General features: G+C 73.2%; 20 protein-coding genes and 2 riboswitches. Of the genes, 5 read left to right on the top strand and 15 right to left on the bottom strand.

Annotated features, from left to right (window positions below):
* The first annotated feature begins 2 nt into the window (after positions 1-2).
* The 3 genes from GA0070610_RS14135 (at position 3) to GA0070610_RS31785 (ending at position 4836) form a co-directional block, all read left to right on the top strand.
* Complete coding sequence (locus GA0070610_RS14135) at positions 3-2060, top strand: N-acetylmuramoyl-L-alanine amidase (RefSeq protein WP_089003491.1); 2058 nt, start codon at positions 3-5, stop codon at positions 2058-2060.
* Between the two features lie 79 nt (positions 2061-2139).
* Entirely contained in the window at positions 2140-3132 is a 993-nt protein-coding gene (locus GA0070610_RS14140) for an alpha/beta hydrolase (RefSeq protein ID WP_089000472.1), read from the top strand.
* A 240-nt stretch (positions 3133-3372) separates the two neighbouring features.
* A complete protein-coding gene (locus tag GA0070610_RS31785; protein ID WP_392567325.1) occupies positions 3373-4836 on the top strand; it encodes an FG-GAP-like repeat-containing protein in 1464 nt (487 codons plus the stop codon).
* 145 nt (positions 4837-4981) lie between these two features.
* On the opposite strand, the gene GA0070610_RS14150 is transcribed toward GA0070610_RS31785, so the two are convergent.
* The 5 genes from GA0070610_RS14150 to GA0070610_RS31145 form a co-directional block, all read right to left on the bottom strand.
* Entirely contained in the window at positions 4982-5377 is a 396-nt protein-coding gene (locus GA0070610_RS14150) for a hypothetical protein (protein ID WP_157747153.1), read from the bottom strand.
* Between the two features lie 182 nt (positions 5378-5559).
* Positions 5560-6936 carry an FAD-dependent oxidoreductase gene (locus GA0070610_RS14155; protein ID WP_089000475.1) on the bottom strand — a complete coding sequence of 459 codons (1377 nt, stop codon included), beginning with the start codon at positions 6934-6936 and terminating at the stop codon, positions 5560-5562.
* A gap of 167 nt (positions 6937-7103) precedes the next feature.
* On the bottom strand, positions 7104-8474 hold the full coding sequence (locus GA0070610_RS14160; protein WP_089000476.1) for an L-serine ammonia-lyase: 1371 nt from the start codon (positions 8472-8474) through the stop codon (positions 7104-7106).
* 37 nt (positions 8475-8511) lie between these two features.
* Positions 8512-9447 (bottom strand): proline dehydrogenase family protein, encoded by a 936-nt coding sequence (locus GA0070610_RS14165; RefSeq protein ID WP_089000477.1) that lies wholly within the window; start codon positions 9445-9447, stop codon positions 8512-8514.
* Positions 9448-9657: 210 nt separating this feature from the next.
* Complete coding sequence (locus tag GA0070610_RS31145; RefSeq protein ID WP_197697850.1) at positions 9658-9933, bottom strand: hypothetical protein; 276 nt, start codon at positions 9931-9933, stop codon at positions 9658-9660.
* 52 nt (positions 9934-9985) lie between these two features.
* Positions 9986-10066, bottom strand: a riboswitch (glycine riboswitch).
* Positions 10067-10071: 5 nt separating this feature from the next.
* Positions 10072-10164, bottom strand: a riboswitch (glycine riboswitch).
* A gap of 256 nt (positions 10165-10420) precedes the next feature.
* Here GA0070610_RS31145 and GA0070610_RS14175 point away from each other — a divergent pair.
* Positions 10421-12964 carry a collagenase gene (locus tag GA0070610_RS14175; RefSeq protein WP_231926114.1) on the top strand — a complete coding sequence of 848 codons (2544 nt, stop codon included), beginning with the start codon at positions 10421-10423 and terminating at the stop codon, positions 12962-12964.
* Between the two features lie 118 nt (positions 12965-13082).
* Here the strand turns inward: GA0070610_RS14175 and GA0070610_RS14180 are convergent, their stop codons facing one another.
* From GA0070610_RS14180 to GA0070610_RS14220, 9 genes are all read right to left on the bottom strand, one after another.
* On the bottom strand, positions 13083-14468 hold the full coding sequence (locus GA0070610_RS14180) for an FAD/NAD(P)-dependent oxidoreductase (protein ID WP_231926115.1): 1386 nt from the start codon (positions 14466-14468) through the stop codon (positions 13083-13085).
* Complete coding sequence (locus GA0070610_RS14185; RefSeq protein ID WP_089000478.1) at positions 14465-14722, bottom strand: (2Fe-2S)-binding protein; 258 nt, start codon at positions 14720-14722, stop codon at positions 14465-14467. Before GA0070610_RS14185 ends, GA0070610_RS14180 begins: the two co-directional genes overlap by 4 nt.
* Positions 14706-15854: an NAD(P)/FAD-dependent oxidoreductase gene (locus tag GA0070610_RS14190; protein ID WP_089000479.1), complete on the bottom strand. Its 1149-nt coding sequence runs from the start codon at positions 15852-15854 to the stop codon at positions 14706-14708. Before GA0070610_RS14190 ends, GA0070610_RS14185 begins: the two co-directional genes overlap by 17 nt.
* The gene (locus tag GA0070610_RS14195; protein ID WP_089003494.1) at positions 15851-17200 is read right to left on the bottom strand and encodes an aminopeptidase P family protein; all 1350 of its coding nucleotides are present in this window, start codon (positions 17198-17200) and stop codon (positions 15851-15853) included. The genes GA0070610_RS14190 and GA0070610_RS14195 overlap by 4 nt, the downstream gene beginning before the upstream one ends.
* Positions 17201-17299: 99 nt before the next feature.
* Positions 17300-18697 (bottom strand): aldehyde dehydrogenase family protein, encoded by a 1398-nt coding sequence (locus tag GA0070610_RS14200; RefSeq protein ID WP_089000480.1) that lies wholly within the window; start codon positions 18695-18697, stop codon positions 17300-17302.
* 5 nt (positions 18698-18702) lie between these two features.
* Positions 18703-19704: a proline racemase family protein gene (locus tag GA0070610_RS14205; protein ID WP_089000481.1), complete on the bottom strand. Its 1002-nt coding sequence runs from the start codon at positions 19702-19704 to the stop codon at positions 18703-18705.
* Positions 19704-20597: a dihydrodipicolinate synthase family protein gene (locus GA0070610_RS14210; protein WP_089000482.1), complete on the bottom strand. Its 894-nt coding sequence runs from the start codon at positions 20595-20597 to the stop codon at positions 19704-19706. The genes GA0070610_RS14205 and GA0070610_RS14210 overlap by 1 nt, the downstream gene beginning before the upstream one ends.
* A gap of 142 nt (positions 20598-20739) precedes the next feature.
* On the bottom strand, positions 20740-21447 hold the full coding sequence (locus tag GA0070610_RS14215; RefSeq protein WP_197697851.1) for a GntR family transcriptional regulator: 708 nt from the start codon (positions 21445-21447) through the stop codon (positions 20740-20742).
* Positions 21448-21574: 127 nt separating this feature from the next.
* Positions 21575-22900, bottom strand: coding sequence for a flavin monoamine oxidase family protein (locus GA0070610_RS14220; protein ID WP_089000483.1), 1326 nt, complete (start codon positions 22898-22900; stop codon positions 21575-21577).
* 167 nt (positions 22901-23067) lie between these two features.
* Here GA0070610_RS14220 and GA0070610_RS14225 point away from each other — a divergent pair, with 167 nt between their 5' ends.
* Entirely contained in the window at positions 23068-23622 is a 555-nt protein-coding gene (locus tag GA0070610_RS14225) for an SRPBCC family protein (protein WP_197697852.1), read from the top strand.
* Positions 23623-23760: 138 nt separating this feature from the next.
* On the opposite strand, the gene GA0070610_RS14230 is transcribed toward GA0070610_RS14225, so the two are convergent.
* Positions 23761-24984: a multidrug effflux MFS transporter gene (locus tag GA0070610_RS14230; RefSeq protein WP_089003496.1), complete on the bottom strand. Its 1224-nt coding sequence runs from the start codon at positions 24982-24984 to the stop codon at positions 23761-23763.
* Positions 24985-25080: the final 96 nt, after the last annotated feature.

Genomic DNA, 25080 nt, shown 5'->3' on the forward strand with positions numbered 1-25080 from the left:
CCATGAGACCCAGCAGACTCCCCTGGCGCACGGGCGCCGCCGCCGTCCTCGCGGCGACGCTGCTGAGCCCCGCCGCGCCGGCCACCGCCGCGCCCGCCAGCCCGCTGGATGCGGCCTTCACCCGGGCGGCCGGCGAGTTCGACGTACCCAGGGACCTGCTGGTCGCCGTCGGTTACGGCGAGACCCGGCTGGACGGGCACGAGGGGCAGCCCAGTCAGGCCAACGGCTACGGCGTCATGCACCTGGTCAGCAACCCCCGCCAGCGCAGCCTGGAGCGGGCGGCCGAACTGACCGGGCAGCCGGTGACCGCCCTGAAGTCGCAGACCTCGGCCAACATCAGGGGCGGCGCGGCCCTGCTGCGGGACATCGCCGACGCCGAGCGCCTCACGGCCGCCGACCGCGACCGCGTCGCCGCCTGGTATCCGGTGGTCGCGCGGTACGCGCACGCCGCCGACGACGCCACCGCCCGCCTGTACGCCGACCACGTCTACGACCTGCTCCGCGACGGCATCACCACCGCCTCCGTACGGGTGACGCCCCAGCGGGTGCGGCCGGAACTCGGCCGGTACGCCCGCGTCGCCCCCGCCGGCACGGCCGCACCGGCCGCCCTCGCCGCGGCGGTGCCCGAGTACGCGCCGGCCCGGTGGATCTCGGCGTACGGCGGCAACTACGCGACGGGCCGCTCCTCGCGGATCACCACGGTGGTGGTGCACGTGACCCAGGGCTCGTACGCCGGCACGATCAGCTGGTTCCAGAACCCGTCGGCGGGGGTGAGCGCGCACTACGTCGTGAAGTCGAGCAACGGCGAGATCACCCAGATGGTGCGCGAGGGCGACACCGCCTACCACGCGCGCTCGGCCAACCCGTACTCCGTGGGCATCGAGCACGAGGGCTACGTCGATAACCCGAGTTGGTTCACCGAGAGCATGTACCGCTCGTCGGCGGCGCTGACCCGCTACCTGTGTGACAAGTACGGCCTGCCGAAGAACCGCACCGCGATCAAGGGCCACCACGAGATGCCGGGCAACGACCACACCGATCCCGGTCCCCACTGGAACTGGAACCACTACGTCTCCCTGGTCAACGCCGGTGGCGGATCCGGTGGTCGGTATCTGGCGGGTTCGCCCACGGACTTCACCGGCGACGGCAAGGACGACATCGTCGCCTTCACCCACGGCAACCTCAACGACGTCTACGTCTCCACCTCCACCGGCACCACCTTCGCCGGCACCTCCAACAAATGGAACGACTTCTTCGGCCTCAACGGCGAAACCCTCCTCACCGGAGACTTCAACGGCGACGGACGCGACGACATCGTCGCCTTCACCCACGGCACCCTCGCCGACGTCTACGTCTCCACCTCCACCGGCACCAGCTTCAACGCCAGCCAAAAATGGCACGACTGGTTCGCCCCCCACAACGAAGTCGCCGCCATCGGCGACGTCAACGGCGACGGCAAAGACGACATCATCACCTTCACCCACGACAACAACGCCGACGTCTACGTCGCCCTCTCCACCGGCACCAGCTTCACCGGCACCGCCGTCAAATGGCACGACTACTTCTCCATCCCCGGCGAACACCCCGCCCTCGGCGACGTCAACGGCGACGGCCGCGACGACATCATCACCTTCACCCAAGGCCCCAACACCGCCGCCGACGTCATCATCGCCCTCTCCAACGGATCCTCGTTCGGCACCCCCCAGAAATGGCACGACCTCTTCGCCGTCGGCAACGAAAAACCCCGCGTCGGCGACATCAACGGCGACGGCAAAGACGACATCGTCACCTTCACCTGCGACACCAACGCCGACGTCTACGCCGCCACCTCCACCGGCACATCATTCGCCGGCACCACCATCAAATGGCACGACTACTTCTGCCTCAACAACGAATTCCCCTACCTCGCCGACGCCAACGGCGACGGCAAAGACGACATCATCGTCTTCACCAAGAACACCACCAACGACGTCTACGTAGGACTCTCCACCGGCACCACCTTCAACCCCAGCACCAAATGGCACGACTACTTCGGCCTCAACGGCGAAACCACCCTCTGAGACGTCCCACGTAGACAAGGAAAGCTCCGCGCCGACTTCATAGTCCCTTCGGCGCGGCCCCACCCCCGATGGAGGAATCATGGACAACATCCCTGCCGTCCGTCAGTCCCTCAGTCGCCGGCGGCTGCTGACCGGTGCCGCGGGCGTCGCCGCGGCCGGCGCCCTGGGCGGCGCCTTCGCCGCCCAGGGTCCGGCCGCCGCCGCCGGCGACGGCCACGGCCTGCGCATCCTCCGGCACGAGAACTACGGCCGGCTGCAGTACTACCGGTTCGTCACCGACGCCATCGAGTGGGACCCGGCGGTCAACGTCCTGCTCCCCGACGGCTACCACACCAGCGGCAAGCGCTACCCGGTGCTGTACCTGCTGCACGGCGGCGGATCGGACTTCCGGGAGTTCCACCTGCACCACAACATCATCAACCTGACCGCCGGCAGGGAACTCATCGTCGTCATGCCGGACGCCTCCACCGGGTGGTACTCGAACCCGGTCAGCAGCAACGCCGGGCCCCGCAACTGGGAGACGTTCCACATGGCACAGCTGCTGCCGTGGATCGACTCGAACTTCCGCACGTTCGCCGAGTACGACGGCCGCGCCGTGGCCGGCTTCTCGATGGGCGGGTTCGGCGCCCTCAAGTACACCGCCAAGTACTACGGGCACTTCTGCTCGGTCAGCTCGCACTCCGGCCCCGCCAGCCTGCGCCGGGACTTCGGGCTCGTCGTGCACTGGGCCAACGCGACCTCCGCCGCCATGGACCTCGGCGGCGGCACGGTGTACGGCGTGCCGCTGTGGGACGAGGCGCGGGTCAGCGCCGACAACCCGATCCAACGCATCGAGAGCTACCGCCACAAGCGCATCTTCCTGGTCGCCGGCAACTCGCCGGCACCGCTGGACTTCTGGGACCGGATCAACGAGGAGCAGGTGCTCGCCGGTCAGCGGGAGTTCCGGGCGGCCCTGGCACGGGCCGGCATCCCGCACGAGGGGCGGGAGGTGTCCGGCGGTCACGTCTTCCGGCAGAACGTCTTCGTCGACGACCTCAACGGGATGCTCGCGCGCCTGCGCCGCGCCGGCTGATTCCCGGCTGACGACGCGCCGCCCTCGTACCACGGCGGCGCGTCGTCGGCTCCGCCCTCCCCACCGCTGCCGGGTCGGTGCGTTCCGGCCCGGCAGCCGGTCCTTCCCGCGCGCGACGAGCCCCGCCCGGGCCCTGGCGGTGCGCGCCCCACCCGTCCGACTCTTCCCTGACCGGAGTCACCCATGTCACGGCATTCGAGGAGCAGGGTGCGTCGCATCCTGGTCTCCCTGCTCACCCTGGTGGTCGGCGTACTGACCGGGGCGGTGGTCATCTCGTCCCCCGCACTCGCCGCGCCCAACTTCAAGGCCCCGTTCCCGTGCGGGCAGCGGTGGACGTACGGGCACCACAGCGCCGAGGTCCGGCTGGCCCTGGACTTCGTACGGGCCGACGGAGGATCCACCGCCGGCACGCCGCAGCTCGCCTCCGCGGCCGGTGTCGCCCGCCGGTACTCGCAGCCCAGCGGCGCCGGCAACTACATCGTCATCGACCACGGCGGCGGGTGGACCACCTACTACTTCCACCTCAGCTCCTACTCCGTGCCCGACGGGGCGTACGTGCAGCAGGGCCAGCAGATCGGCACCACGGGCAGCACCGGCAACTCGTCCGGCGCGCACATCCACTACGAGCAACTCTACAACGGCGTCGGGCAGACGATCGTGATCAACGGGACGTCACTGGCGCCGTATCCCGGCCAGTACAACCAGAAGTACCTGGTCAGCGACAACTGCGGCCCGTCGCCGTCGGGTGGTCGGTATCTGGCGGGTTCGCCCACGGACTTCACCGGCGACGGCAAGGACGACATCGTCGCCTTCACCCACGGCAACCTCAACGACGTCTACGTCTCCACCTCCACCGGCACCACCTTCGCCGGCACCTCCAACAAATGGAACGACTTCTTCGGCCTCAACGGCGAAACCCTCCTCACCGGAGACTTCAACGGCGACGGACGCGACGACATCGTCGCCTTCACCCACGGCACCCTCGCCGACGTCTACGTCTCCACCTCCACCGGCACCAGCTTCAACGCCAGCCAAAAATGGCACGACTGGTTCGCCCCCCACAACGAAGTCGCCGCCATCGGCGACGTCAACGGCGACGGCAAAGACGACATCATCACCTTCACCCACGACAACAACGCCGACGTCTACGTCGCCCTCTCCACCGGCACCAGCTTCACCGGCACCGCCGTCAAATGGCACGACTACTTCTCCATCCCCGGCGAACACCCCGCCCTCGGCGACGTCAACGGCGACGGCCGCGACGACATCATCACCTTCACCCAAGGCCCCAACACCGCCGCCGACGTCATCATCGCCCTCTCCAACGGATCCTCGTTCGGCACCCCCCAGAAATGGCACGACCTCTTCGCCGTCGGCAACGAAAAACCCCGCGTCGGCGACATCAACGGCGACGGCAAAGACGACATCGTCACCTTCACCTGCGACACCAACGCCGACGTCTACGCCGCCACCTCCACCGGCACATCATTCGCCGGCACCACCATCAAATGGCACGACTACTTCTGCCTCAACAACGAATTCCCCTACCTCGCCGACGCCAACGGCGACGGCAAAGACGACATCATCGTCTTCACCAAGAACACCACCAACGACGTCTACGTAGGACTCTCCACCGGCACCACCTTCAACCCCAGCACCAAATGGCACGACTACTTCGGCCTCAACGGCGAAACCACCCTCTGAGTCAGGCGCCCCGGCGGTCCCGCCGGGAGCGCCGTGAGGCGAAGGGCGCCGCGTGAAGCTGCGGGCCCCGCTCCCTTGCCGGGGAGAGCGGGGCCCGCAGCCGTCTCAGCAGTGCCGAGTCGAGGTCCGGCGGTGGGACGGAACATCAGTTCCAGCTCGAGCACCACGGGACGAAAGCCTGAATGGGCACCTGGGCGGCGCTGACCCAGCCGGTCTTCCAGCCGGCGGTGGTGTTCGCGGTGATCTTGAACCAGCGGTTGGTGGAGGGCTCGCCGGCCCACTCGCCGTCGCGCCAGCACCACGTCCGGTCCCACTGGTCGCCCACGACCGATCCCTTGACGCCGTTGGCGCCGAGCCCGTCCGGACACTGGATCTGCCGTACCGATCCGCAGACGCGGACGTTGGTGTGGTTCAGGACGTAGCTGACGTCGCCGGCGGCGGCCTGCGCCTGCTGGGGTACGGCGAGACCGGCCACGGTGGCGGCGGCGACACTGAGCGAGGCGAGCCAGCGGTTTCGGGTGGTCGGATTGGTTGCGCGCATGGGGTCCACCGTCCTGTCCGGGAGGGAGGCGTCGACCTGCTGGTCGCCGCGCACTTCACGGTAGGAGCCGACGCGGCCTCCCGGCGGGCGTCTTGCACGCGGCGGTGTCGGCTGCAAGAGGTCGCATCCCGCCGGGGTTCATCGCGTGACGCGCCCTCCCGGAAGCGGACGCGGCGACCTGCTCAGCGGGCGCGACGGTTGGCCCGCAGCGCGCCCAGGAGCACGCCGGGCGTGGCCAGCGTTCTCGGGTGGGCGCGAAGGGAGACCACCTCGTTGAAGCATCGCGCCGTCGGCACGTCCGTGACGGTCGCCTGGACGATCTGCCTGCTGACCCAACTGGAGAGCCGGTAGCCGCGCGGGTAGGGCCCGTCGACGTGCGGCAGCGCCAGGTCGGCGGAGGTCGACATCGACCACGCCACGTCGACGACCACCTTCTGAAGGGCGAAGAACCGGCGCGCGGGCACCCTCGGATCGGGACGCGACCGCAGGTACGTCGACAGGCACGCCGCGTGCAGGGCAGCCGCCGTGATCCCCTGCCCGTACACCGGGTTGAACGACGCGACGGCGTCACCGACGCTGACGAGCCCGGCCGGGAGCCGCCGCAGCGCGTGGAAGTCACGCCGCCGGCTGTCGGCGTGGCGGTAGGTCCGGACGTCGCCGAGCATCTCGTTCCCGGCCATCTCGCCGAACTCCGGCGGGAACTGCTCCCGCAGCCGGCGTACGAAGTCGTCCGCGGTGCGCCCTGGGCGGTTGTCGCCGTAGCCGGCCATCATGGCCATCCAGCGCCCGTCCTCGACGGCGAAGTACGCGGCACCGGCCACGTCCGGCGGCGTCCCCGGAGTGTGCAACGCCATCACCACCGTGGCCCGCGGGTCGGTCTCCCGGCGCCGGAACAGGGCGGTCGCGTAGTTGAGGTTCACGGTCATCCGCCGCAGGGCGGGCCGCTGCCAGCCGGCCTGCTCCAACCAGTCGGAGAGCCTGCTCGATCGTCCCATGGCGTCGACCACGAGGTCACCCGACTCGACGCCCGTCACCCCGCCGGCCTCGCAGCGGACCCCGGTGGCCGCGCCACCCTCGCAGACGAGACCCGTGGCGCGGGCGGTGACCGTCTTGACGTTGGGCAGTCGCAGCACCCGCTGGCGGATCAGCCCTTCCAGCAGGGGCCGGGTGCCGGCCAGGCTGTCGGCGTCGTCGGGCACGACGACCTTGAGGCGGCCGTCGAGGTAGCTGCGCCGGGCCGCGGGTGGCGCCTCGACCGCCCCCTGGGCCAGGGCCTGCTCGCGGAAGCCGGGGAACAGGCGCTCGAGCAGGAGGAAGCCGCCGGGCAGCAGCGCGTGCAACTGCGTCCCCTGTGGAACGCCCAGTCGCCCGGCGGTCCCCTGTGGGTCGTCGCGATCGATGATCACGACACTCTCCGCGTAGTCGGACAGCACCCGGGCCGCCAGCAGCCCGGCGACACTGCCGCCGACCACGACGGCCCTGCCGACGACGGGGGACGCCTGGTCGGGGGGCCGCACCGCGTTCAGTCCGGCGAGGACCCGGGCCGGGGACAGGGACATGACGCCCTCCAAGGGGTACGAGGTGTGTGCCTTCCCGCCTGCCTGCCCGGGACCGGCGCGAGGCGGACCGGCGGGAGGACCGGTCGGCGCGACGTCCGACAATCGTCGCACAGGCGTCGGGCGCGAGCGGGGACCCGAGGGATGCCCGCTGTGCGTACCCGGGCGGATCAGCACTCGATGACGTTGACGGCCAGTCCGCCGCGCGCCGTCTCCTTGTACTTGACCTTCATGTCCGCGCCGGTCTCGCGCATCGTCTTGATGACCTTGTCCAACGAGACGTGGTGCACCCCGTCACCACGCAACGCCAACCGGGCAGCCGTGATCGCCTTGATGCTAGCCACCGCGTTGCGCTCGATGCAGGGGATCTGCACCAGACCACCAACCGGATCACAGGTCAACCCAAGATTGTGTTCCATGCCGATCTCGGCGGCGTTCTCCACCTGCTCGGGGGTGCCGCCCAGCGCCTCGGCCAGCCCCGCGGCGGCCATCGAACAGGCCGAACCCACCTCGCCCTGACAACCCACCTCCGCACCCGAGATCGACGCGTTCTCCTTGAACAACACCCCGATCGCGCCCGCCGCCAACAGGAACCGCACCACCCCCTCCTCGCAGGCACCCGGCACGAAACGGGTGTAGTAATGCAGCACCGCCGGAATGATCCCGGCAGCCCCGTTCGTCGGCGCCGTCACCACCCGACCGCCAGCCGCGTTCTCCTCATTCACCGCGAGGGCGAACAGCGTCACCCAGTCCATCGCCCGCAGCGGATCAGCCGCATCGGACTCCGTCTCCAGGCTGCGGCGCAGCTCGGCGGCGCGGCGGCGGACCTTCAGACCACCGGGCAGCACCCCGTCCCGGGAGCAGCCCCGCTCGACGCACTCCCGCATCACCCGCCAGATCCCCAACAGACCGGCACGCACCTCACCCTCACCACGCCAGGAGAGCTCGTTGGCGAGCATCACCTCACTGATCGACAGCCCCGTCGACGCGGTCACGCCGAGCAGCTGCGCACCGGTCAGGAACGGATACCGCACCCGCGTGCCGTCGGGCTTGATCCGATCCGCCCCCGCCGCCGCCTCGTCCACCACGAACCCACCACCCACCGAGTAGTACGTCCGCACCCGCAACTCCGCGCCCGCGTCGTCGTACGCGACGAACGCCATCCCGTTCGGGTGGTACGGCAACGACCGACGCCGGTGCAACACCAGATCCCGGTCCACATCGAAATCAACCTCGTGCGCGTCGAGCAGACTCAGCCGCCCCTCGACGCGCACCCGCCCCACCCGCGCCTCCACCGCGTCCGTGTCGACCGACTCCGGAACCTCACCGGCCAACCCCAGCAACACCGCCCGATCACTGCCGTGACCATGCCCCGTCGCGCCCAGCGACCCGAACAACTCCGCCCGCACCCGAGCCGTCCCAGCCAACAACCCATCGGCCTTCAACCCCGCGACGAACGTACGGGCCGCCCGCATCGGCCCCACCGTATGGGAGCTGGACGGCCCGATACCGACACTGAACAGATCGAACACACTGATCATGGCTGTACTTCCTGTCGCGTCGGCCGCACCTGGCGGCTCAATTGGCGGAACCGGGCGTGAACGAGCGGGCCAGCAGCAGCAGGTTCGTGGGCTTCTCGGCGAGTCGCCGCATGAAGTACGCGTACCAGTCGCGGCCGTACGGCAGGTAGACCCGCATCCGGTTCCCGCCCGACGCCAGTCGCAGCTGCTCGTTCTCGCGGATGCCGTACAGCATCTGGAACTCGAAGTCCTCGACGCTGCGCCCGCCCAGCCGCGCCAGGTGCAGGGTGTGCTCGATGAGCTTCGGGTCGTGGGTGGCGACCATCGGATACCCCTGTCCCTCCATGAGGATGCGCAGGCACCGCCGGAACTCGTCGTCGACCTGGCGCTTCCGGACGTACGCCACCGAGGCGGGCTCGGCGTAGGCGCCCTTCACCAGGCGGACCCGGCTGCCCGCGTGGGCGAGCCGGCGGCAGTCGGCCGCCGTACGCCGCAGGCACGCCTGGAGGGCGACCCCGACGCACGGGAACTCCGCCCGCAGCTCGCCGAGCAGGGTGAGGGTCGCGTCGACGGTCGTGTGGTCCTCCATGTCGATGGTGACGCTCGACCCGACGGCCGCGGCGGCGGCGCAGACGTCGCGCGTGAGCCGCAGGGCGTGCCCGTACCCGTCACCCGGCAGCGACCCACCGAGCGCCGAGACCTTCAGTGAGACCTCGGCGGTCGCGGCCAGGTCCGCGGCGTGCAGCGACCACAGCAGGGCGAGGTACGTGTCGCGGGTGGCCTCGGCCTGCGCGAGCGCCGTGGTCCCCTCGCCGAGGAGGTCGATCGTGACCTGGAGGCCCACCCCGGCGAGCCGGCGGGCCACCGCGACCACCTCACGATCCTCCTCGCCCGCGACGAACCGGCGGACGATTCCCCGGGTCAGGGACGAGCGCGAGACCAGTGCGCGCATGCGCTCGTTCTCCGCGGCCAGGAGCAGGAGCTTGTTCGGCATGGAACGCCTTTCCGGAGGGCCGGGTCGCGACGCCGTCGCCGGACGGCGGCGAGCGGGTTGGTGCCGCCGGGGTGCGGTGCACGCACGCGTCCCCGGCGGATGGTTCACGGGTGGGCCGTGGGGCCCGCAGCCGCCGCGTCGGCCAGGTAGGCGCGGTACTCGTCGGCCGTCACTTGGTGGACTCCACCTCGCCGCAGACCTCGCCCGCGCTCAGGTGGGTGCCCGGTTCGGGCGGCTCGGCGTAGATGACGTCGCCGAGGGCGGCGGCGGAGTGCCGCGTACCGCGTCGGCGGGGCTGAGGGCGCCGGACGCGACCGACCCGGACCGACCTGCAGCGAAGAGGCCGGCGCGTTCGTGTACCGCGCGGTGCCCGGCGGTCTCGCTGCCGTGGCGCAGCGGCGCGGACCAGCCGGTGAACCGGACGCCGAGTTCGGCGCGCACGGCGTGCAGGGGTGAGCGGAGCAGGATGGTCGGACTGTGCTGCACGGAGGCCTCCCTCGTCCCGACGCGGTCGCGTCGTACGGTCGGTTGCCTCCCGCTCTGTCATCGACCTGAGAGCTTCACCGCCGGTTGGCGGCTTGCACCGTGGGTGAGACGACGGATCGTCTGCTTTCCAGAGTTCGCCTCACCCGAGCGGTAACGGGGCCTGAGAGTTTCTTGGGAGTTTGCTCCTTCGGCGCCCCGACGGACGGTCGGGATCTCTCCCGCGCGGGTTCGAACGGCGTCTATGTAGTTGTGGGTCGCCCGCAGACCCTAGGCGACCGGTCGAGCGGGTGTCAACGACCACGGACGGTCGCCGGACCGGCACGCATATCGACCATCAACGATCCTTTACACGATGTGTGATGTGTGCCATTGTACTGGCCACCCGCAGCGCGGACCCCGCTTGATCGACGGGCGTCAGCGCGCGCAGCCACCTCACACCACCACCCGCCGGCCGCCCGGCCGGACCACGAACGCCAGGAGGCGACCCGTGAGAACCACGAGACCACGACACCGGCGCGGCTGGCTCGCCGCCCCGCTCGCACTGGTACTGGCCCTGGGGCTGGCCCCGATGGCCTCCGCCGGCACCGCAAGCGCGGCGCCGCCGCCCAGGCCGACCGGCGCCGCCCCGACCGACGCCGGTCCCGGCTCCGGTGCCGCCGACGCCCACGTGCGGCGGTCGCCACTACCGGTCAGCGAGCGGGCCCCGCTCCCCTCGTCCCGGGAGGAGCTGCGCCGCGACTACGACCGGCCCGACGACGCGGGGCGGCGCACCGCCCCGTCGATGCGCGGCTCGGCCGCGGCGCCGTGCGCGGTCGGCGACTTCACCGGCCGGACCGGCAACGCGCTGGTGCAGCAGATCAGGGCGGCCACGACCGACTGCGTGAACACCCTGTTCAGCCTCTCCGGCAGCGACGCCGCCCAGGCCTTCCGCGAGGCGCAGATGACCAGCGTGGCGTACGGGCTGCGGGACGACGCCGCCACCTACGACGGCACCAACCGCACGGGCACCGCCCAGCTCGTGCTGTACCTGCGGGCCGGCTACTACGTGCAGTGGAACCACCCCGCCACGGTGGGCTCGTACGGCCCCGGCCTGCGCGCCGCCATCCGCGCCGGGCTGGACACGTTCTTCGCCAACAGCCGCTCCGGCGACGTCAGCGACGCCAACGGCGAGGTGCTGGCCGAGGCGGTCACCCTCATCGACAGCGCGGAGGAGAACGCCCGCTACCTGTACGTGGTGAAGCGGCTGCTGACCGGCTACGACAGCTCGTACGACTCGTCGTGGTGGATGCTCAGCGCCGTCAACAACGTCTACACGGTGCTGTTCCGGGGCCATCAGGTGCCCGAGTTCGTCAGCACGGTCAGCGCCGACCCGAGCGTGCTGGACACCCTGTACGCCTTCGCCTCCGGCAGGCGGGCCCTGCTCGGCACCGACCGGGGTTACCTCGTCTCCAACGCCGGCCGCGAACTGGGCCGCTTCCTCCAGCACCCCGCCCTGCGGTCGAAGGCGCGGCCCCTGGCCCGGGGCCTGCTCGACCTGAGCGCGATCACCGGCCCCACCGCCGCCCTCTGGGTCGGCGTCGCCGAGATGACCGACCACTACGACAAGGCCGAGTGCGCCTACTACGGCACCTGCGACCTCCAGCGGCGGCTGGCGGCCGAGGTCCTGCCGATCACCTACACCTGTGGCAGCACCATCCGCGTCCGGGCCCAGCAGATGACCTCGGCCCAGCTCGACCGGGCGTGCGCGAGCATGCGCAACCAGGACGCCTACTTCCACTCCGTCGCGGCGGACACGGGCCCGGTCGCCAACGACCGCAACACGACCATCGAGGTCGTGGTCTTCGACTCCAGCGCCGACTACCAGACGTACGGCGGGCCGATGTTCGGCATCGACACGAACAACGGCGGCATGTACCTCGAAGGCGACCCGGCGGCCGCCGGCAACCAGGCGCGCTTCATCGCGTACGAGGCGGAGTGGCTGCGACCCACCTTCGAGATCTGGAACCTCAACCACGAGTACACCCACTACCTCGACGGTCGCTTCAACCTGTACGGCGACTTCACCGCCAACATCGCCACCCCGACCATCTGGTGGATCGAGGGCTTCGCCGAGTACGTGTCGTACTCGTACCGGGAGCTGACCTACGGCGCCGCCATCACCGAGGCCGGGAAGAAGACGTACCCGCTGCGTACGCTCTTCGACACCACGTACGGCCACGACACCAACCGCGTCTACCGGTGGGGCTACCTGGCGGTGCGGTACATGCTCCAGTCGCACCGCGGTGACGTCACCACGCTGCTCGGGCACTACCGCGCGGGCAACTGGAACGCCGCCCGTACGCTGCTGACCGGCACCATCGGCAGCCGCTACGACGCCGACTGGTACGCCTGGCTGGGCGCCTGCGCGGCCGGCAACTGCGGCGGCACCAACCCGCCCGCGAACCAGGCCCCGGTCGCGGCGTTCACGTCCACCACCACCGGGCTGAGCGTCACCTTCACCGACCGGTCCACCGACGGCGACGGCAGCATCGCCGCCCGGTCCTGGACCTTCGGCGACGGCACCACCTCGACGGCGACCAACCCCACGAAGACCTACCGCGCCGCCGGCACGTACGCGGTCACCCTCACCGTCACCGACGACAGGGGCGCCACCGCCCGGACCTCCCGCGACGTCACGGTCACCGGCGATCCCGCCGCGCTGCCCGAGTGCACCGGCGGCGACGTACGGACGCTGGGCCGCAACTGCCAACGCGGCAACCTCCAGGCCACCACCGGAAACCTCTCCTACCTCTACCTCCAGGTGCCCGCCGGCACCGCCCGCCTGACGATCACCTCGTCCGGTGGCACCGGCGACGCGGACCTGTACTACAGCCCCAGCGGCTGGGCCACCACGAGCGCGTACACCCACCGGTCGGTCACCAGCGGCAACGGCGAGACGATCACGATCGACAACCCGGCCCCCGGCTACCACTACGTGAGCCTGCACGCCAGGCAGGCGTTCAGCGGGGTCACCGTGAAGTCGGAGTACTGACGACCCGTGCCACGTCCGGCAGTGGTGGCCGCCAACGCTCGCGCGGGCGGCCACCCCCGCTTGGCGGCCGGCGTGCCCGCGTGGCCTTGCGGATCGGCGACGGCCCGGGCCGCAGCGCTCAGTCGTCGGCGGCGATTTCGCCGAGCGTGACCGGCTGCGCCAGCGGACGGGACGCGTACCCGGCCAGGTCGGCCGCGCCCGGCGCCCGGCCCGCCTCCCGGGCCACCAGGCAGGCGGTGGCGTAGCCGCAGACCCGACCCTGGCACCAGCCCATGCCGGCCCTGGTCAGCAGCTTCGCGCCCCGGGCGTCGATGGCGGACAGCTCCCGCACCGCCCGCCGGACCGCCGCGACGGGCACCTCCTCGCACCGGCAGACGAGCGTGTCGTCGGCGCACCAGTCCGGCCAGCCGGCCGGCACGGGGTGGACCGCGTGCAGCGCCGCCGCGAACCGGCGCAGCCGGCGTCGGGCCCGCAGCAGCCGGTCGAGCCGGCGGGCAGGGAAGGGCGGCGGACGGCCGAGGGAGAGCGCGGCGGCGCCCCCGGCGAGCTGCCCCTCCACCAGCGCCAGGCCGGCACCGCCGACGCCGGTGACCTCACCGGCCGCGTACACCCCCGGCACCGAGGTCGCCTGGGCCGCGTCGACGGCCAGCACCAGGCTGCCGTCGCGGTCCAGCCGGGTCGCACAGCCCAGGGCCACGGCCAGCTCCAGCTGCGGGGTGAACCCGAAGCCCACCGCGAGGCCGTCGCACTCCACCCGGGTGCCGGTGCCGGGCAGCACGGTGCCGTCGGGACCGAGCCGGGCAACGGTCACCCCGGTCACGTGGTCGGTGCCGTGCGCGGCCACCACCGCCGTCCGGCGGTGGTAGGGCACGGCGTGCCGCAGCATCCGCCAGCCGTACCGGCCGGCCTCGGTGAGCTTGCCCGCCGCGCCGGCGACCGCGCGCGGGTGGCGGGCGTAGCACGCCGGGTCGTTCGCCTCGTAGACGCCGACGACGGTGCCGCCCGCCGCGGCCAGGCCGGTCGCGACCGGCAGCAGGAACGGTCCCGTCCCCGCCACCACGATCCGCCGCGCGAAGGTCACCCCCTGGCCCTTGAGCATGGCCTGGGCGCCGCCGGCGGTGACCACCCCGGGCAGGTCCCAGCCCGGGAACGGCACGACCCGGTCGTGGGCGCCGGTGGCGACGACCAGCCGGCGCCCGTGCACCACCCCCGAACGGGTGTGCACGGCGAACTGCGGGTCGGCGCGGCCCGCCGGGGGCTCGACGAACCAGACGGCGGCGTCGGCCCGGTGCGCGACCCGGCCGAGCTGCCCGCGCAGCCGGGCGAACGTCGACCAGTCGGGGTGCTCGCCGCCGTCCGCGTCGGCGCGGTGCCGCCAGAACTGCCCGCCCGGGCGTGACCCGGCGTCCAGCAGCGCCACCCGGCAGCCGGCCCGCGCCGCCGAGGCCGCCGCGGCCAGCCCGGCCGGCCCGGCGCCCATCACCACCACGTCGTACGCGGTCACGGCCGCGGCCCGCCGTCGTCGTGGGTCTCGACCACGTCCCCCGGACGGGCGACGACCAGGCAGGCGCGCTGGGACGGCGTCCCGTTGACGCGTACCAGGCAGTCGAAGCAGATCCCGATCCCGCAGAAGATGCCCCGGGGCCGGGCGCCGACCCGGGTGCGCCGCCACGAGCGGATGCCGGCGGCGAGCAGTGCGGCGGCGATCGTCCGCCGTCCGTCGGTGGGGACGGGGCGGCCGTCAAAGGTGAACGTCATGGCGCTCCGGGGCGAATGGTCGTAGGTCCACGTCCGGGCGGCGCCCGGTCAGCAGTGCCGCGACGGCGTGCCCGGTGGCCGGGGCGAGACCGATCCCGGCGCCCTCGTGGCCGGCGGCATGGTAGAGGCCCGGCACCCGGGAATCGGCGCCGATCATCGGGAGGTGGTCGGGGCTGTAGGGCCGGAACCCCCGGTAGGCGCGGATCGCCGACACCCGGCCGAGGACCGGGAAGAGCCGGACCGCTCCCGCCGCCAGCCGGCGCAGCGCCGGCAGCGGGATCGTCGGGTCGAATCCCACCCGCTCCCGGGTGGAGCCGATCAGGATCGTGCCCGCCCTGGTGCCCTCCACCACGGGCGAGACCTCCAGGTCGCCGGAGCTGCGGCCGACGTTGGCGACGTAGCCGGCCGCGTACACCTTGTGCCGCACCAGCGGCGGCAGCGCCTCGGTGACGAGGATGAAGCCGCGCCGGGGCAGGATCGGCAGCTCGACCCCGGCCAGGGCGGCGACCTCGCCGGCCCAGACGCCGGCGGCGTTGACCACCGTCGCGGTGTGCAGCGTGCCCCGGTCGGTCACCACGGCCCGGACCGCTCCGGTGGCGCCGCGGCGCACCCCGACGACCCGGGTCCCCGTCAGCAGCCGCACCCCGGCGGCACGCAGCAGGTGGGCGGCGGCCAGCATCGGCTGCACCTGAATGTCCTGCGGATAGTGCACGCCGCCGGTGAGGTCCCGGGCCAGGTGCGGCTCGAACTCGGCCAACGCCTCGGCGGCCACCTCGTACGCCTCGACCCCGACGGCGCGCTGGCTGGCGGCGAACGCCCGCAACGCGGCGTGTTCGGCCGGCGAGGCGGCCACCACCAGCCCGCCCTTGTGTTCCAGCTCGATGTGTTCCCCGCCGAGGCTCCGTCCGAGCTCCCGCCACAGGGCGACGGAGTGCCGAGCCAGCGCCAGCTCCGGCCCGGGCGGCTTGTCGGAGACCAGGATGTTGCCCTCGCCGGCGCCGGTGGTGCCGGCGGCCACCCCGCCCCGGTCGACCACGGTCACGGCCAGTCCGGCGCGGGCGGCGTAGTAGGCGCACGCGACGCCGACCATGCCCGCCCCGATGACGACGACGTCCGGGCTGGCGGCGGTCATGAGGCGACGCGGTGCATCCACGCCTCGACGTCGTCCGCGTGGCGGGGCAGGTCGGCGGAGAGCATGCGGTAGCCGTCGTCGGTGATCAGCACGTCCTCCTCGATGCGCATGCCCAGCCCGCGCAGCTCGGCGGGGATGAGTTCGTCGTCCGGCTGGAAGTAGAGTCCCGGCTCCACGGTCAGCACGTGACCGGCCGCGAGGCGGCCGTCCAGGTAGGTCTCGGAGCGGGCGGCGGCGCAGTCGTGCACGTCCAGGCCGAGCATGTGGCCCGAGCCGCAGAGGGTCCACCGGCGGTGCAGGCCGCAGTCCTGCGCCAACGACTGCTCCGGCGTGCAGGGCAGTACCCCGAGATCCGCCAGCCCGTGCACCAGCACGGTCATCGCGGCCTCGTGGAAGGCCCGGAAGTGCGCCCCCGGCCGCAGGCACTCCAATGCGGCGTCGTTGGCCCGCCGGCACAGCTCGTACAGGTCGCGCTGCAACGGGCTGAACCGGCCGGAGACCGGCAGGACCCGGGTGATGTCGGCGGTGTACAGCGACCGGGTCTCCGCCCCGGCGTCGAGCAGCAGCAGGTCGCCGTCGCGGACCGGCCCGTCGTTGTCGTTCCAGTGCAGGGTCGCCGCGTGCGCGCCGGCGGCCACGATGGACTGGTAGCCGACGTCGTTGCCCTCCAGCCGGGCGCGCTGCCAGAACACCCCCTCCAGGTACCGCTCGGACGTCCGCATCGCCATCGGCAGCGCCCGCACCACGTCCTCGAAGCCGCGGGTCGTGGTGGCCACCGCCTGCTCCAGCTGGGCGATCTCCCAGGGATCCTTCACCAGGCGCAGCTCGGCCAGCACGGCGGCGAACTCGGCGTCGCCGGCGGTGGCCCCGCCACCGAGCAGCGCGTCGACACCTGCGTCGACGCCGCGCAGCACCCGCGTCGGCGTGTGCGCCCCGGCCAACGCCGGCGCCAGCTCGGCGACGTGGCGGGTCGGCAGGGCCAGCCGGCGGCTGCTCTCGCCGAGGGTGGGACGCCGGCCGGCCCACAGCTCGCCGTAGACCCGGTCCTGGAAGAACTCGCCGTCCTTGCGTCCCGAGCGGGGACGCAGGAACAGCGTGGCGTCCCCGTCGGGTTCGACCACCAGGACGCCGTCGGAGGACTGGTCGCCGGTCAGCCAGGTGTACGCCGAGTGGGGCCGGAAGCGGTGGTTCTGGTCGTTGGAGCGCTGCTGGTAGCCGCCGGCCGGTACCACCAGTCGCTGGCCGGCGAACAGTTCGTGCAGCCGCGCGCGCCGCCGCGCGGCCCAGCCGGCGACCTCGTCGACCGGCAGGTCGTACTGCTCGGTGTCCGCCCAGCCGGACAGCATGAACTCCTCGAGCGCGGGGCTGACGGGCAGGTCGTGGCTGCCGGTACGCAGGTCGCGGGTCACAGCGGCTCCTTGCCGTGGAGGGGTGGGTGGCGTGGGTCAGTGGGGTCGCGGCGGTGCCGCGAAGGTGACGGTGCGGACCGAGGTGTAGAAGTGCAGGGCGGCGGTGCCCTGTTCGCGCGGGCCGTAGCTGGAAGCCTTCTCGCCGCCGAACGGGGCGTGGAAGTCCACTCCGGTCGTCGGCGCGTTGACCCGGATCAGGCCGGTGTCGATCCGCCGGGCGGCGTCGAGCAGCGCGCCGACGTCGTGGCCGTGCACCGAGGTGACGAGCCCGTACCGCACGTCGTTGACCAGGTCGACGGCGCCGGCCAGGTCCGGCACGGACAGGATCGCCGCCAGCGGCCCGAAGGTCTCCTCCCGGGCCACGGGGTGTGCCGGGTCGAGCCCGTCGATCAGCACCGGCGCGACGTAGTAGCCGTCGTCGGCGGCGGTCGGGCCGCCCGTACCGCCGGTGAGCAGCCGCGCCCCGCTGGCCCGCGCGGCCCCGGCGGCGTCGAGGACCCGCTCGCGCGCCGCCGCGTCGATCACCGGGCCGGCGACCACGCTCGTCTCGGCCGGATCGCCGAACCGCAGCGACGTCACGGCGGCCACCAGCGCCTCGGTGAACTCCCGGGCGTCGCCCACCACGACGATCCGCCTGGTCGCGGTGCACTTCTGTCCGGCGTACCCCATCGCGGCGTTGGCCAGCAGCGCGGCGGTCTGCCCGAGGTCCGCGTCGGGCAGCACGACGGCCGCGTTCTGGCCGCCCATCTCCGCCTGGACCGGCAGTCCGGCGCGGGCGGCCGCGACCGCGACCTGCGCGCCGACCGCCGCGGACCCGGTGAACGAGACGACGTCGCTCGCCTCGACGACCGCCTGGCCCGTCGCCGGTCCGCCCGGCACGACGTGCAGCAGCCCGCTCGGCAGCAGGCCCTCGAAGAGCCCGGCCACGGCCTCGCCGCAGGCGAGCGCTTCCGGGGAGGGCTTGAGCAGCACGGCGTTGCCGGTGGCGAGCGCCGGTGCGGCCTTCCACAGTGGGATGGCCAGCGGGAAGTTCCACGGCGTGACCAGCCCGGCGACGCCGCGCGGGCGGCGTTCGGTGAAGAGCAGGCCGGGCTGGTGCGCAGGTAGCGAGGGCGCCAGCACGTCACCGGTCGCGGCGTAGCAGGCCTGCGCGTAGTAGTCCAGGATGGCCGCCCCGCGGTCCACCTCGGCGCGGGCCTCCCCCGCCGGCTTGCCGACCTCGCGGACGATGAGGTCGGCGACCGCGTCGGCCCGCTCGCGCAGCCGGTCCGCCGCCGCGCGCAGGGCCGAGGCACGGCCGGCGGGCCCTTCCCGGCACCAGCCGGCCTGGGCGGTACGCGAGCGCGCGGCCAGTGCGCGCACCTCGTCGGGGGACACCGCGGCGCGCTCGGCGACCACGTCGCCGGGGCACTGCGGAGAACGACTCCGGATCATTTCGGTCACCACAGGAATCCTGCCGGGAAGGGGTCGTCGGGGTCGAGGAAGTGCTGGGCGGTGCCGGTCAGCCAGGCCCGCCCGGTGACCGTCGGCACCACGGCCGGGCGGCCCGCGACGGTGGTCGTGTCGACCAGCCGTCCGACGAACCGGGTGCCGAGCAGGGACTCGTTGACGAAGTCGCGGTCGAGCGGCAGCAGGCCCCGGGCGTGCAGCTGCGCCATCCGCGCCGACGTGCCCGTACCGCAGGGTGACCGGTCGAACCAGCCCGGGTGGATCACCATGGCGTGCCGGGAGTGGCGGGCGTCCGAGCCCTCGCCGGCCAGGTAGACGTGGTGGCAGCCGGAGATCTCCGGCTGCTCGGGATGCACGGGCCGGTCGGTGGCGTCGACCGCCGCCATGATGGCCAGCCCGGCCTCCAGCAGCCGCTGCTTGTGGGCCCGGTCGAGGGTCAGGCCCAACTCGGCGAGGTCCACCACCGCGTAGAAGTTCCCGCCGTAGGCCAGGTCGTAGCGGACCCGGCCCAGTCCGGGGACGTCGACCACGGCGTCCAGCGCGGCGACGAAGGACGGTACGTTGCGGATCGTGACGGCGGTGGCGCGGCCGTCGGCCACCGCGACCGACGCCACCACCAGTCCGGCGGGGGTGTCCAGGCGTACGGTGGTCACCGGCTCGGTGACCTCGACCATCCCGGTCTCGACGAGCACGGTCGCCACGCCGATGGTGCCGTGCCCGCACATCGGCAGGCAGCCGGACACCTCGATGTAGATCACGCCGAAGTCGGCGTCCGGCCGGGTCGGCGGTTGCAGGATCGCCCCCGACATCGCCGAGTGGCCCCGGGGCTCGTACATCAGGAAGGTGCGCAGGTGGTCGAGGTGGGTCATCAGGTGTTCGCGGCGCTGCGCCATGGTGGCGCCGGGGATCACCGGCACCCCGCCGGTCACCACCCGGGTGGGCATCCCCTCCGTGTGCGAGTCGACCACGTGGATGACGCGGTTGGTGCGCATCAGCGGTGACCCGCCGCGAGCAGCCGCTCGGTGGTCTCCCGGATCTCGGCGGCGACGGCCGGGGGCAGGGGCTGGCGCGGCTGGCGGGTGGGGCCGCCCGGCCGGCCGGCCACGTCCATGGAGAGCTTGATCGCCTGGACGAACTCCGAGCGGGAGTCCCAGCGCAGCAGCGGGTGCAGCGTCCGGTACAGCGGCACGGCGGTCGCCGGGTCCCCGGCGACGGCGGCCTGGTAGAGGCGGGCGCAGCTGTCCGGGATGGCGTTCTGGTAGCCGCCGATCCAGCCGACCGCCCCGGCCATCAGCAGTTCGAGGGCCACGTCGTCGGCGCCGGCCAACAGGTCGAGGCCGGGCGCGAGTTCGGCGATCTCGTACGCGCGGCGGACGTCGCCGCTGAACTCCTTGACCGCGACCACGAGCCCCTCCTCGAAGAGCCGGCGCAGCAGGGCAGGGGTGAGGTCGACGCGGGTGTCGAGCGGGTTGTTGTAGGCCACGATCGGCAGGCCGGCCCTGGCCACCTCGCGGTAGTGGGCCAGCACGGCCGCCTCGTCGGCGCGGTACGCGGTGGGCGGCAGCAGCATCACGGCCTGGCAGCCCGCCTCGGCCGCCTGCTCCGCCCAGCGCCGCGCCTCGTCCGCGCCGTACGCCGACACGCCGGGAACCACCGAGAAGCCGGTGGGGGCCGCCTGCACCGCGGTGCGCACGACGGCCTCGCGCTCCTCGGCGCTGAGCACCTGGTACTCCCCCAGCGAGCCGTTCGGGACGACCCCGCGGCAGCCGTTGTCGGCGAGCCACCGGACGTGCGTCGCGTAGGCGTCGAGGTCGACGCTCAGGTCACGGGGGTCGAACGGCAGGGCGGCGGCCGCCAGGACGCCCCGCCATGGAATCTGTTCCACGCCACCTCCAGTAAAATGTTACATGGCACCGTAGCACGGTCGTCGGGACGTCCACCAGATCCGAACGGTGTTCCTCTTGCCGGCACCCACGACCGCACCCGCGACCGTGGTCGGCGTTCCGGCCCGGCGCGACGCGCCCCGGCTAGCGCTCGGGCCGGTCGGCCCAGATGCCGCGCACGTGCCGCAGGTGACCGCGCATCAGGTTCACGACCCCGTCCCGGTCCCCCGCCGCGAACAGGTCCATGAGCTGGACGTGCTCGTCCGCCGAGTCGACCAGCCGGCCGTCCCTGACCAGCGCGTCGAGCCCGTACAGGCGGGTGCGGTTACGCAGGTCGGCGACCGTCTCCACCAGCCGCAGGTTGCCGCCCGCGCGCAGCAGGGTCAGGTGGAACTCGCTGTCCGCCTCGATGTACGCCACCACGTCGCCCCGGCTCGCCGCCTTGACGATGGCCTGCGCGAGCACCCGCAGCTCGCGCAGCTGCTCCGCCGAGAGCCGGCCCACCTGCTCGGCCACCACCGGGATCTCCAGCAGCTCCCGGATCTGCGTGATCTCGTCGAGTTCCCGCTCCGACAGGGACCTGATCCGGAAGCCCTTGTTCTTGACGATCGTGATCAGGCCCTCCTTGGCCAGATCGAGGATCGCCTCGCGCACGGGGGTCGGCGAGACCCCGAACTGCGTCGCCAGCGTGGGCGCCGAATAGATGGTGCCGGGCCTGATCTGGCCCGCCACGATCGCGGCGCGCAGCGCGTGCGCCACCTCCTCGCGCAGGCTCTGCCGCCCCGCGATGGCCGCCAGCGCCAGTACCGGCCCGGCGGCATCGGCGCCGCCCGCCTGCCAGTCGGCTGTCACCACCACGTCACCCCGCTCAGCCCGCGCCGTCACCCGTGGGTCGCTCGTCCGACGCCACGGCCCGCCCGAGCTTACCGGTCGGCCCGGCGCCCGCCGCCATCGTCGGCCGGCGCCGGGCCGCCGGTGCTCAGCGGCCCGCGCCCGCCAGGATCTCGGCGGCCGCCCGCTCGCCGGCCTCGATCGCCCCGTCCAGGTAGCCGGCCCACCGGGTGGCGGTCTCCGTGCCGGCCCAGTGCACCCGCCCCACCGGCCGACGCAGCTCCGGCCCGTACCCGCACCAGGAGCCGGGGGTCGGCGCCCCGCAGAAGCAGCCCCGCGTCCACTCGTCGGCCGACCAGTCGTACTCGACGAACTCCTCGGGCCGTCGGGCCGCCGGACCGACGACGGCGGCCAGGGCGTCCAGCAGTCCCGCCCGGCGCTCCCCCGGGGACATCCGCCGCAGCGCGTTCGCCTCCGGGCCGTAGCTGAACGCGGTCAGCACGCCGCGCGCGGAGTCCGGGGTGCCGTTGTCCACCGTCTCGGTGACCGGCCCGGCGAGGCAGACGGCGACACCGGAGCGGCCGTCCGCGCGCCAGAACGGCTCCGGGTAGACCGCGTGGACCTTGAACGCCGAGCCCATCGGCATCCGCTGGGTGAGCGCGTCGCGCAGGGCCGGCAGGGGCGGGTCGTAGCGGATGCGCCCGGCCAGCGTCGGCGGCACGGCGACCACCACCGCGTCCGCCTCGACGCGGTCGGTGTCGGTGTGCACGACCACGCCGGCGTGGTCCTGCGCGATCGCCCGTACCGGAGCACCCAGCCGCACGGCGTCCGGGCCGAGGGCGGCGGCCAGCGCCTCGGCCAGCACCGGCGGCCCGCCGACGACGCGGTCCTGCTGCGCGCCGCCGGCCATCGCGAGCAGCGCCCGGCTGCCGCCGCCGGAGCGCAGGTAGAAAGCCATCTGGAGCAGGGAGATCTCGTCCGGCCCGGCGGCCAGCAGGCCGCCGGCGAGCAGCCGGCCGAGGTAGCGGGCGGTCGCCGGGTCCGGCGCGGCCGTGCGCAGCCAGCCGGCCAGCGTCGTACGGTCCCACTCCACGGCCTGCGCCGCCGCCCACGGCGCGGCCGGGTCGACCCGCTCGGCGTACGCGTCGAGCAGGTCGAGGACCCTGCCGGCGGCCTCGGGCGCCCCGGCGTGCCGGCCGTCGGGGAACAGCACGGTCGACGGGCCGTACGCGGCGGACGCGAAGGTGCCGATCCCGTACCGGGCGAGGAGCCCGTTGACCCGCTCCTGGGTCGGGCCGACCCACTGGGCCCCCAGATCGAGCTGGGTGCCGTCGGCCAGCCACCGGGTGAGCACCCGCCCGCCCACCCGGTCGCGCGCCTCCAGCACCCGCGCGCGTACGCCGGCGCGGGCGAGCGTGAGCGCGGCGGCCAGCCCGGAGAAACCGGCGCCGACCACGACGACCTCGGTTGCCATGCGACGGCATACCCGTTCGCGTCGCCGCCATGACCCGGCCGCCGGTCCGACGTCCACGCAGGTGGCGCCCGGCGGGGCAGCGCGATCGGCCCGCAGGGGCCATCCTTGTCCGGTGCGGCTGCCGCCCGCCTTGCGACGGCGGGGTGCGGCCGGAGCGTCGGAGCACCGTGAAGGACACGAAGGAGGATGCCGTGCGCTACGTCGACGGCCCGGCGGTCGAATGCGACCTCCACCTGGCAGCCGATCCCGCCCGGGTGTGGGAGCTGGTCACGGACATCGAACTGCCCGCGCGGTTCAGTTCGGAGCTGCTGCGGGTGAGCTGGTTGGACGGCAGCCGGGGGCCGGCCCTCGGAGCCCGGTTCGAGGGGCACAACCAGCATCCCGCGCTGGGCGAGTGGCGCACCATCTCGCACGTCGTGCAGTTCGACCAGCCGCGGGTCTTCGGCTGGGTCGTCACCGACCCGGACAACCGCTTCGGCGGCGGCCCCGTCGACCTCACGCGCCCGGGGGCCACCTGGCAGTACCGCCTCACCCCCGAGGGCGACGGTTGCCGGCTGTCGCACTCGGTGCGCATCGGCCCCACCCGCACCGGGCTGAGCCTGGTCATCGACCAGGCCCCGGAGCACGAGGAGGAGATCATCGAACGCCGGCTGGACGCCCTGCGCGAAGCCATGACCGGCACCCTCGAGGGCATCCGGGGGCTCGCCGAGCAGCCCCGCTGACCTGTCGCGCGGCCACCGCCGGCACGAGCCTCGGCGCCCGGCCACGCTTCGACGATGGACGGCCCGCCGAGCCAGCCGCGGCGGGCCGTCCACTCGGCGACGCCGGCCGCCACCCGCACCGCTGCGGCGCGCACCCGCTCAGTGCGCCGCCAGGACCACCGCATCCGGTTCGAGGCCGGCGAGGCGGGCCGGACGCACCACGACGAGCAGGACCGCCGTCGCCGCCAGCATGCCGCCCGCGACGACGACGGCCATGGCGACCGCGCCGGTGCCGAGCACGCCCACCAGGGGCGCGGCCAGCGCGCCGACGCCGAACTGCACGGCGCCGAGCAGCGCGGAGGCCGTGCCGGCCGCCTCGCCGTGGCGGGACAGGGCCAGGGCCGGAGCGTTCGGCATCGCGAGGCCCGCCGCCGCGAGCACCACCCACAGCGACACGAGCAGGGTGGGCAACCCGCCGATCCCGGTCACGGCGAAGGCCAGCAGCGCCAGGCCGGCCACGCTCCCCGCGCCCAGGGCGACGACGAGGATCCGCTGCGGCGAGTGCCGACGCAGCAGCCGTACGTTGAACTGGGTGGCCGCGATCAGCCCGACGGCACCGGCTCCGAAGGCCAGCCCGAACTGCTGCTCGTCCAGGCCGTACTGCTGTTGCAGGACGAACGACGACCCGGCCACGTACGCGAACAGCGCCGCCATGGCCAGCCCGGCGACCAGGACCAGGCCCACGAACGTACGGTCGCGCAGCAGCGCGCCGTACACGGCCAGCGTCGCGACGGCCCCGCCGCGCCGGCGGCGCTCGGCGGGCAGCGTCTCGCGCAGGCCCAGCGCGGCGACCACGACGAGCACCACGCCGAAGGCGGCCAGGGCGATGAACACTCCACGCCAGTCCGTCCAGCGCAGCAGGCCGCCCCCGAGGGTCGGGGCGAGGATCGGCGCCGCCCCCATGACCAGCAGCAGCCGCGACAGCAGCTTGGCGAAGGCCGCGCCGTCGAACAGGTCGCGGACCACGGCCATGGCGACCACCGAGGCGGCGGCGACGCCGAGGCCCTGCACCACCCGCAGGCCGCCGAGGACGGCGACGCTCGGTGCGACGGCGCAGAGCAGTGACGCCACGACGTACAGCGCGACGCCGGCGATCAGCGGCGCGCGCCGGCCGACGGCGTCGGACAGCGGGCCGATCAGCAACTGGCCGATGGCGAGGCCCGCCAGGGTGCCGGTGAGGGTCAGTTGGACCGCCGCCGACGTGGTCTGGAAGTCGGCGACGATGGCCGGCAGCGCGGGCAGGTACATGTCGATGGTCAGCGGGCCCACCGCAGTCAGCGACCCGAGGACGAGGACGAGCCGCAGGCGTTGCCGGGGGCTCATCAGCTCGCCCGGCGTCGGCCGGGCCGCCGGAGCCTCGCCGGTGTCGACGGTGGCGGTCAACGGATCGTCTCCGGCCGGTCGTCGCGCGGCCGGCCC

It is taken from the genome of Micromonospora echinofusca, assembly GCF_900091445.1.
Taxonomy (GTDB): Bacteria; Actinomycetota; Actinomycetes; order Mycobacteriales; family Micromonosporaceae; genus Micromonospora; species Micromonospora echinofusca.

What these genes read in the sequence shown, in the direction of transcription:
- GA0070610_RS14135 (WP_089003491.1), top strand. Translation starts at nt 3, where the DNA reads ATGAGACCCAGCAGACTCCCCTGGCGCACGGGCGCCGCCGCCGTCCTC.
- GA0070610_RS14140 (WP_089000472.1), top strand. Translation starts at nt 2,140, where the DNA reads ATGGACAACATCCCTGCCGTCCGTCAGTCCCTCAGTCGCCGGCGGCTG.
- GA0070610_RS14150 (WP_157747153.1), bottom strand. Translation starts at nt 5,377, where the DNA reads ATGCGCGCAACCAATCCGACCACCCGAAACCGCTGGCTCGCCTCGCTC.
- GA0070610_RS14155 (WP_089000475.1), bottom strand. Translation starts at nt 6,936, where the DNA reads ATGTCCCTGTCCCCGGCCCGGGTCCTCGCCGGACTGAACGCGGTGCGG.
- GA0070610_RS14160 (WP_089000476.1), bottom strand. Translation starts at nt 8,474, where the DNA reads ATGATCAGTGTGTTCGATCTGTTCAGTGTCGGTATCGGGCCGTCCAGC.
- GA0070610_RS14165 (WP_089000477.1), bottom strand. Translation starts at nt 9,447, where the DNA reads ATGCCGAACAAGCTCCTGCTCCTGGCCGCGGAGAACGAGCGCATGCGC.
- GA0070610_RS14185 (WP_089000478.1), bottom strand. Translation starts at nt 14,722, where the DNA reads ATGACGTTCACCTTTGACGGCCGCCCCGTCCCCACCGACGGACGGCGG.
- GA0070610_RS14190 (WP_089000479.1), bottom strand. Translation starts at nt 15,854, where the DNA reads ATGACCGCCGCCAGCCCGGACGTCGTCGTCATCGGGGCGGGCATGGTC.
- GA0070610_RS14195 (WP_089003494.1), bottom strand. Translation starts at nt 17,200, where the DNA reads ATGCTGTCCGGCTGGGCGGACACCGAGCAGTACGACCTGCCGGTCGAC.
- GA0070610_RS14200 (WP_089000480.1), bottom strand. Translation starts at nt 18,697, where the DNA reads ATGATCCGGAGTCGTTCTCCGCAGTGCCCCGGCGACGTGGTCGCCGAG.
- GA0070610_RS14205 (WP_089000481.1), bottom strand. Translation starts at nt 19,704, where the DNA reads ATGCGCACCAACCGCGTCATCCACGTGGTCGACTCGCACACGGAGGGG.
- GA0070610_RS14220 (WP_089000483.1), bottom strand. Translation starts at nt 22,900, where the DNA reads ATGGCAACCGAGGTCGTCGTGGTCGGCGCCGGTTTCTCCGGGCTGGCC.
- GA0070610_RS14230 (WP_089003496.1), bottom strand. Translation starts at nt 24,984, where the DNA reads ATGAGCCCCCGGCAACGCCTGCGGCTCGTCCTCGTCCTCGGGTCGCTG.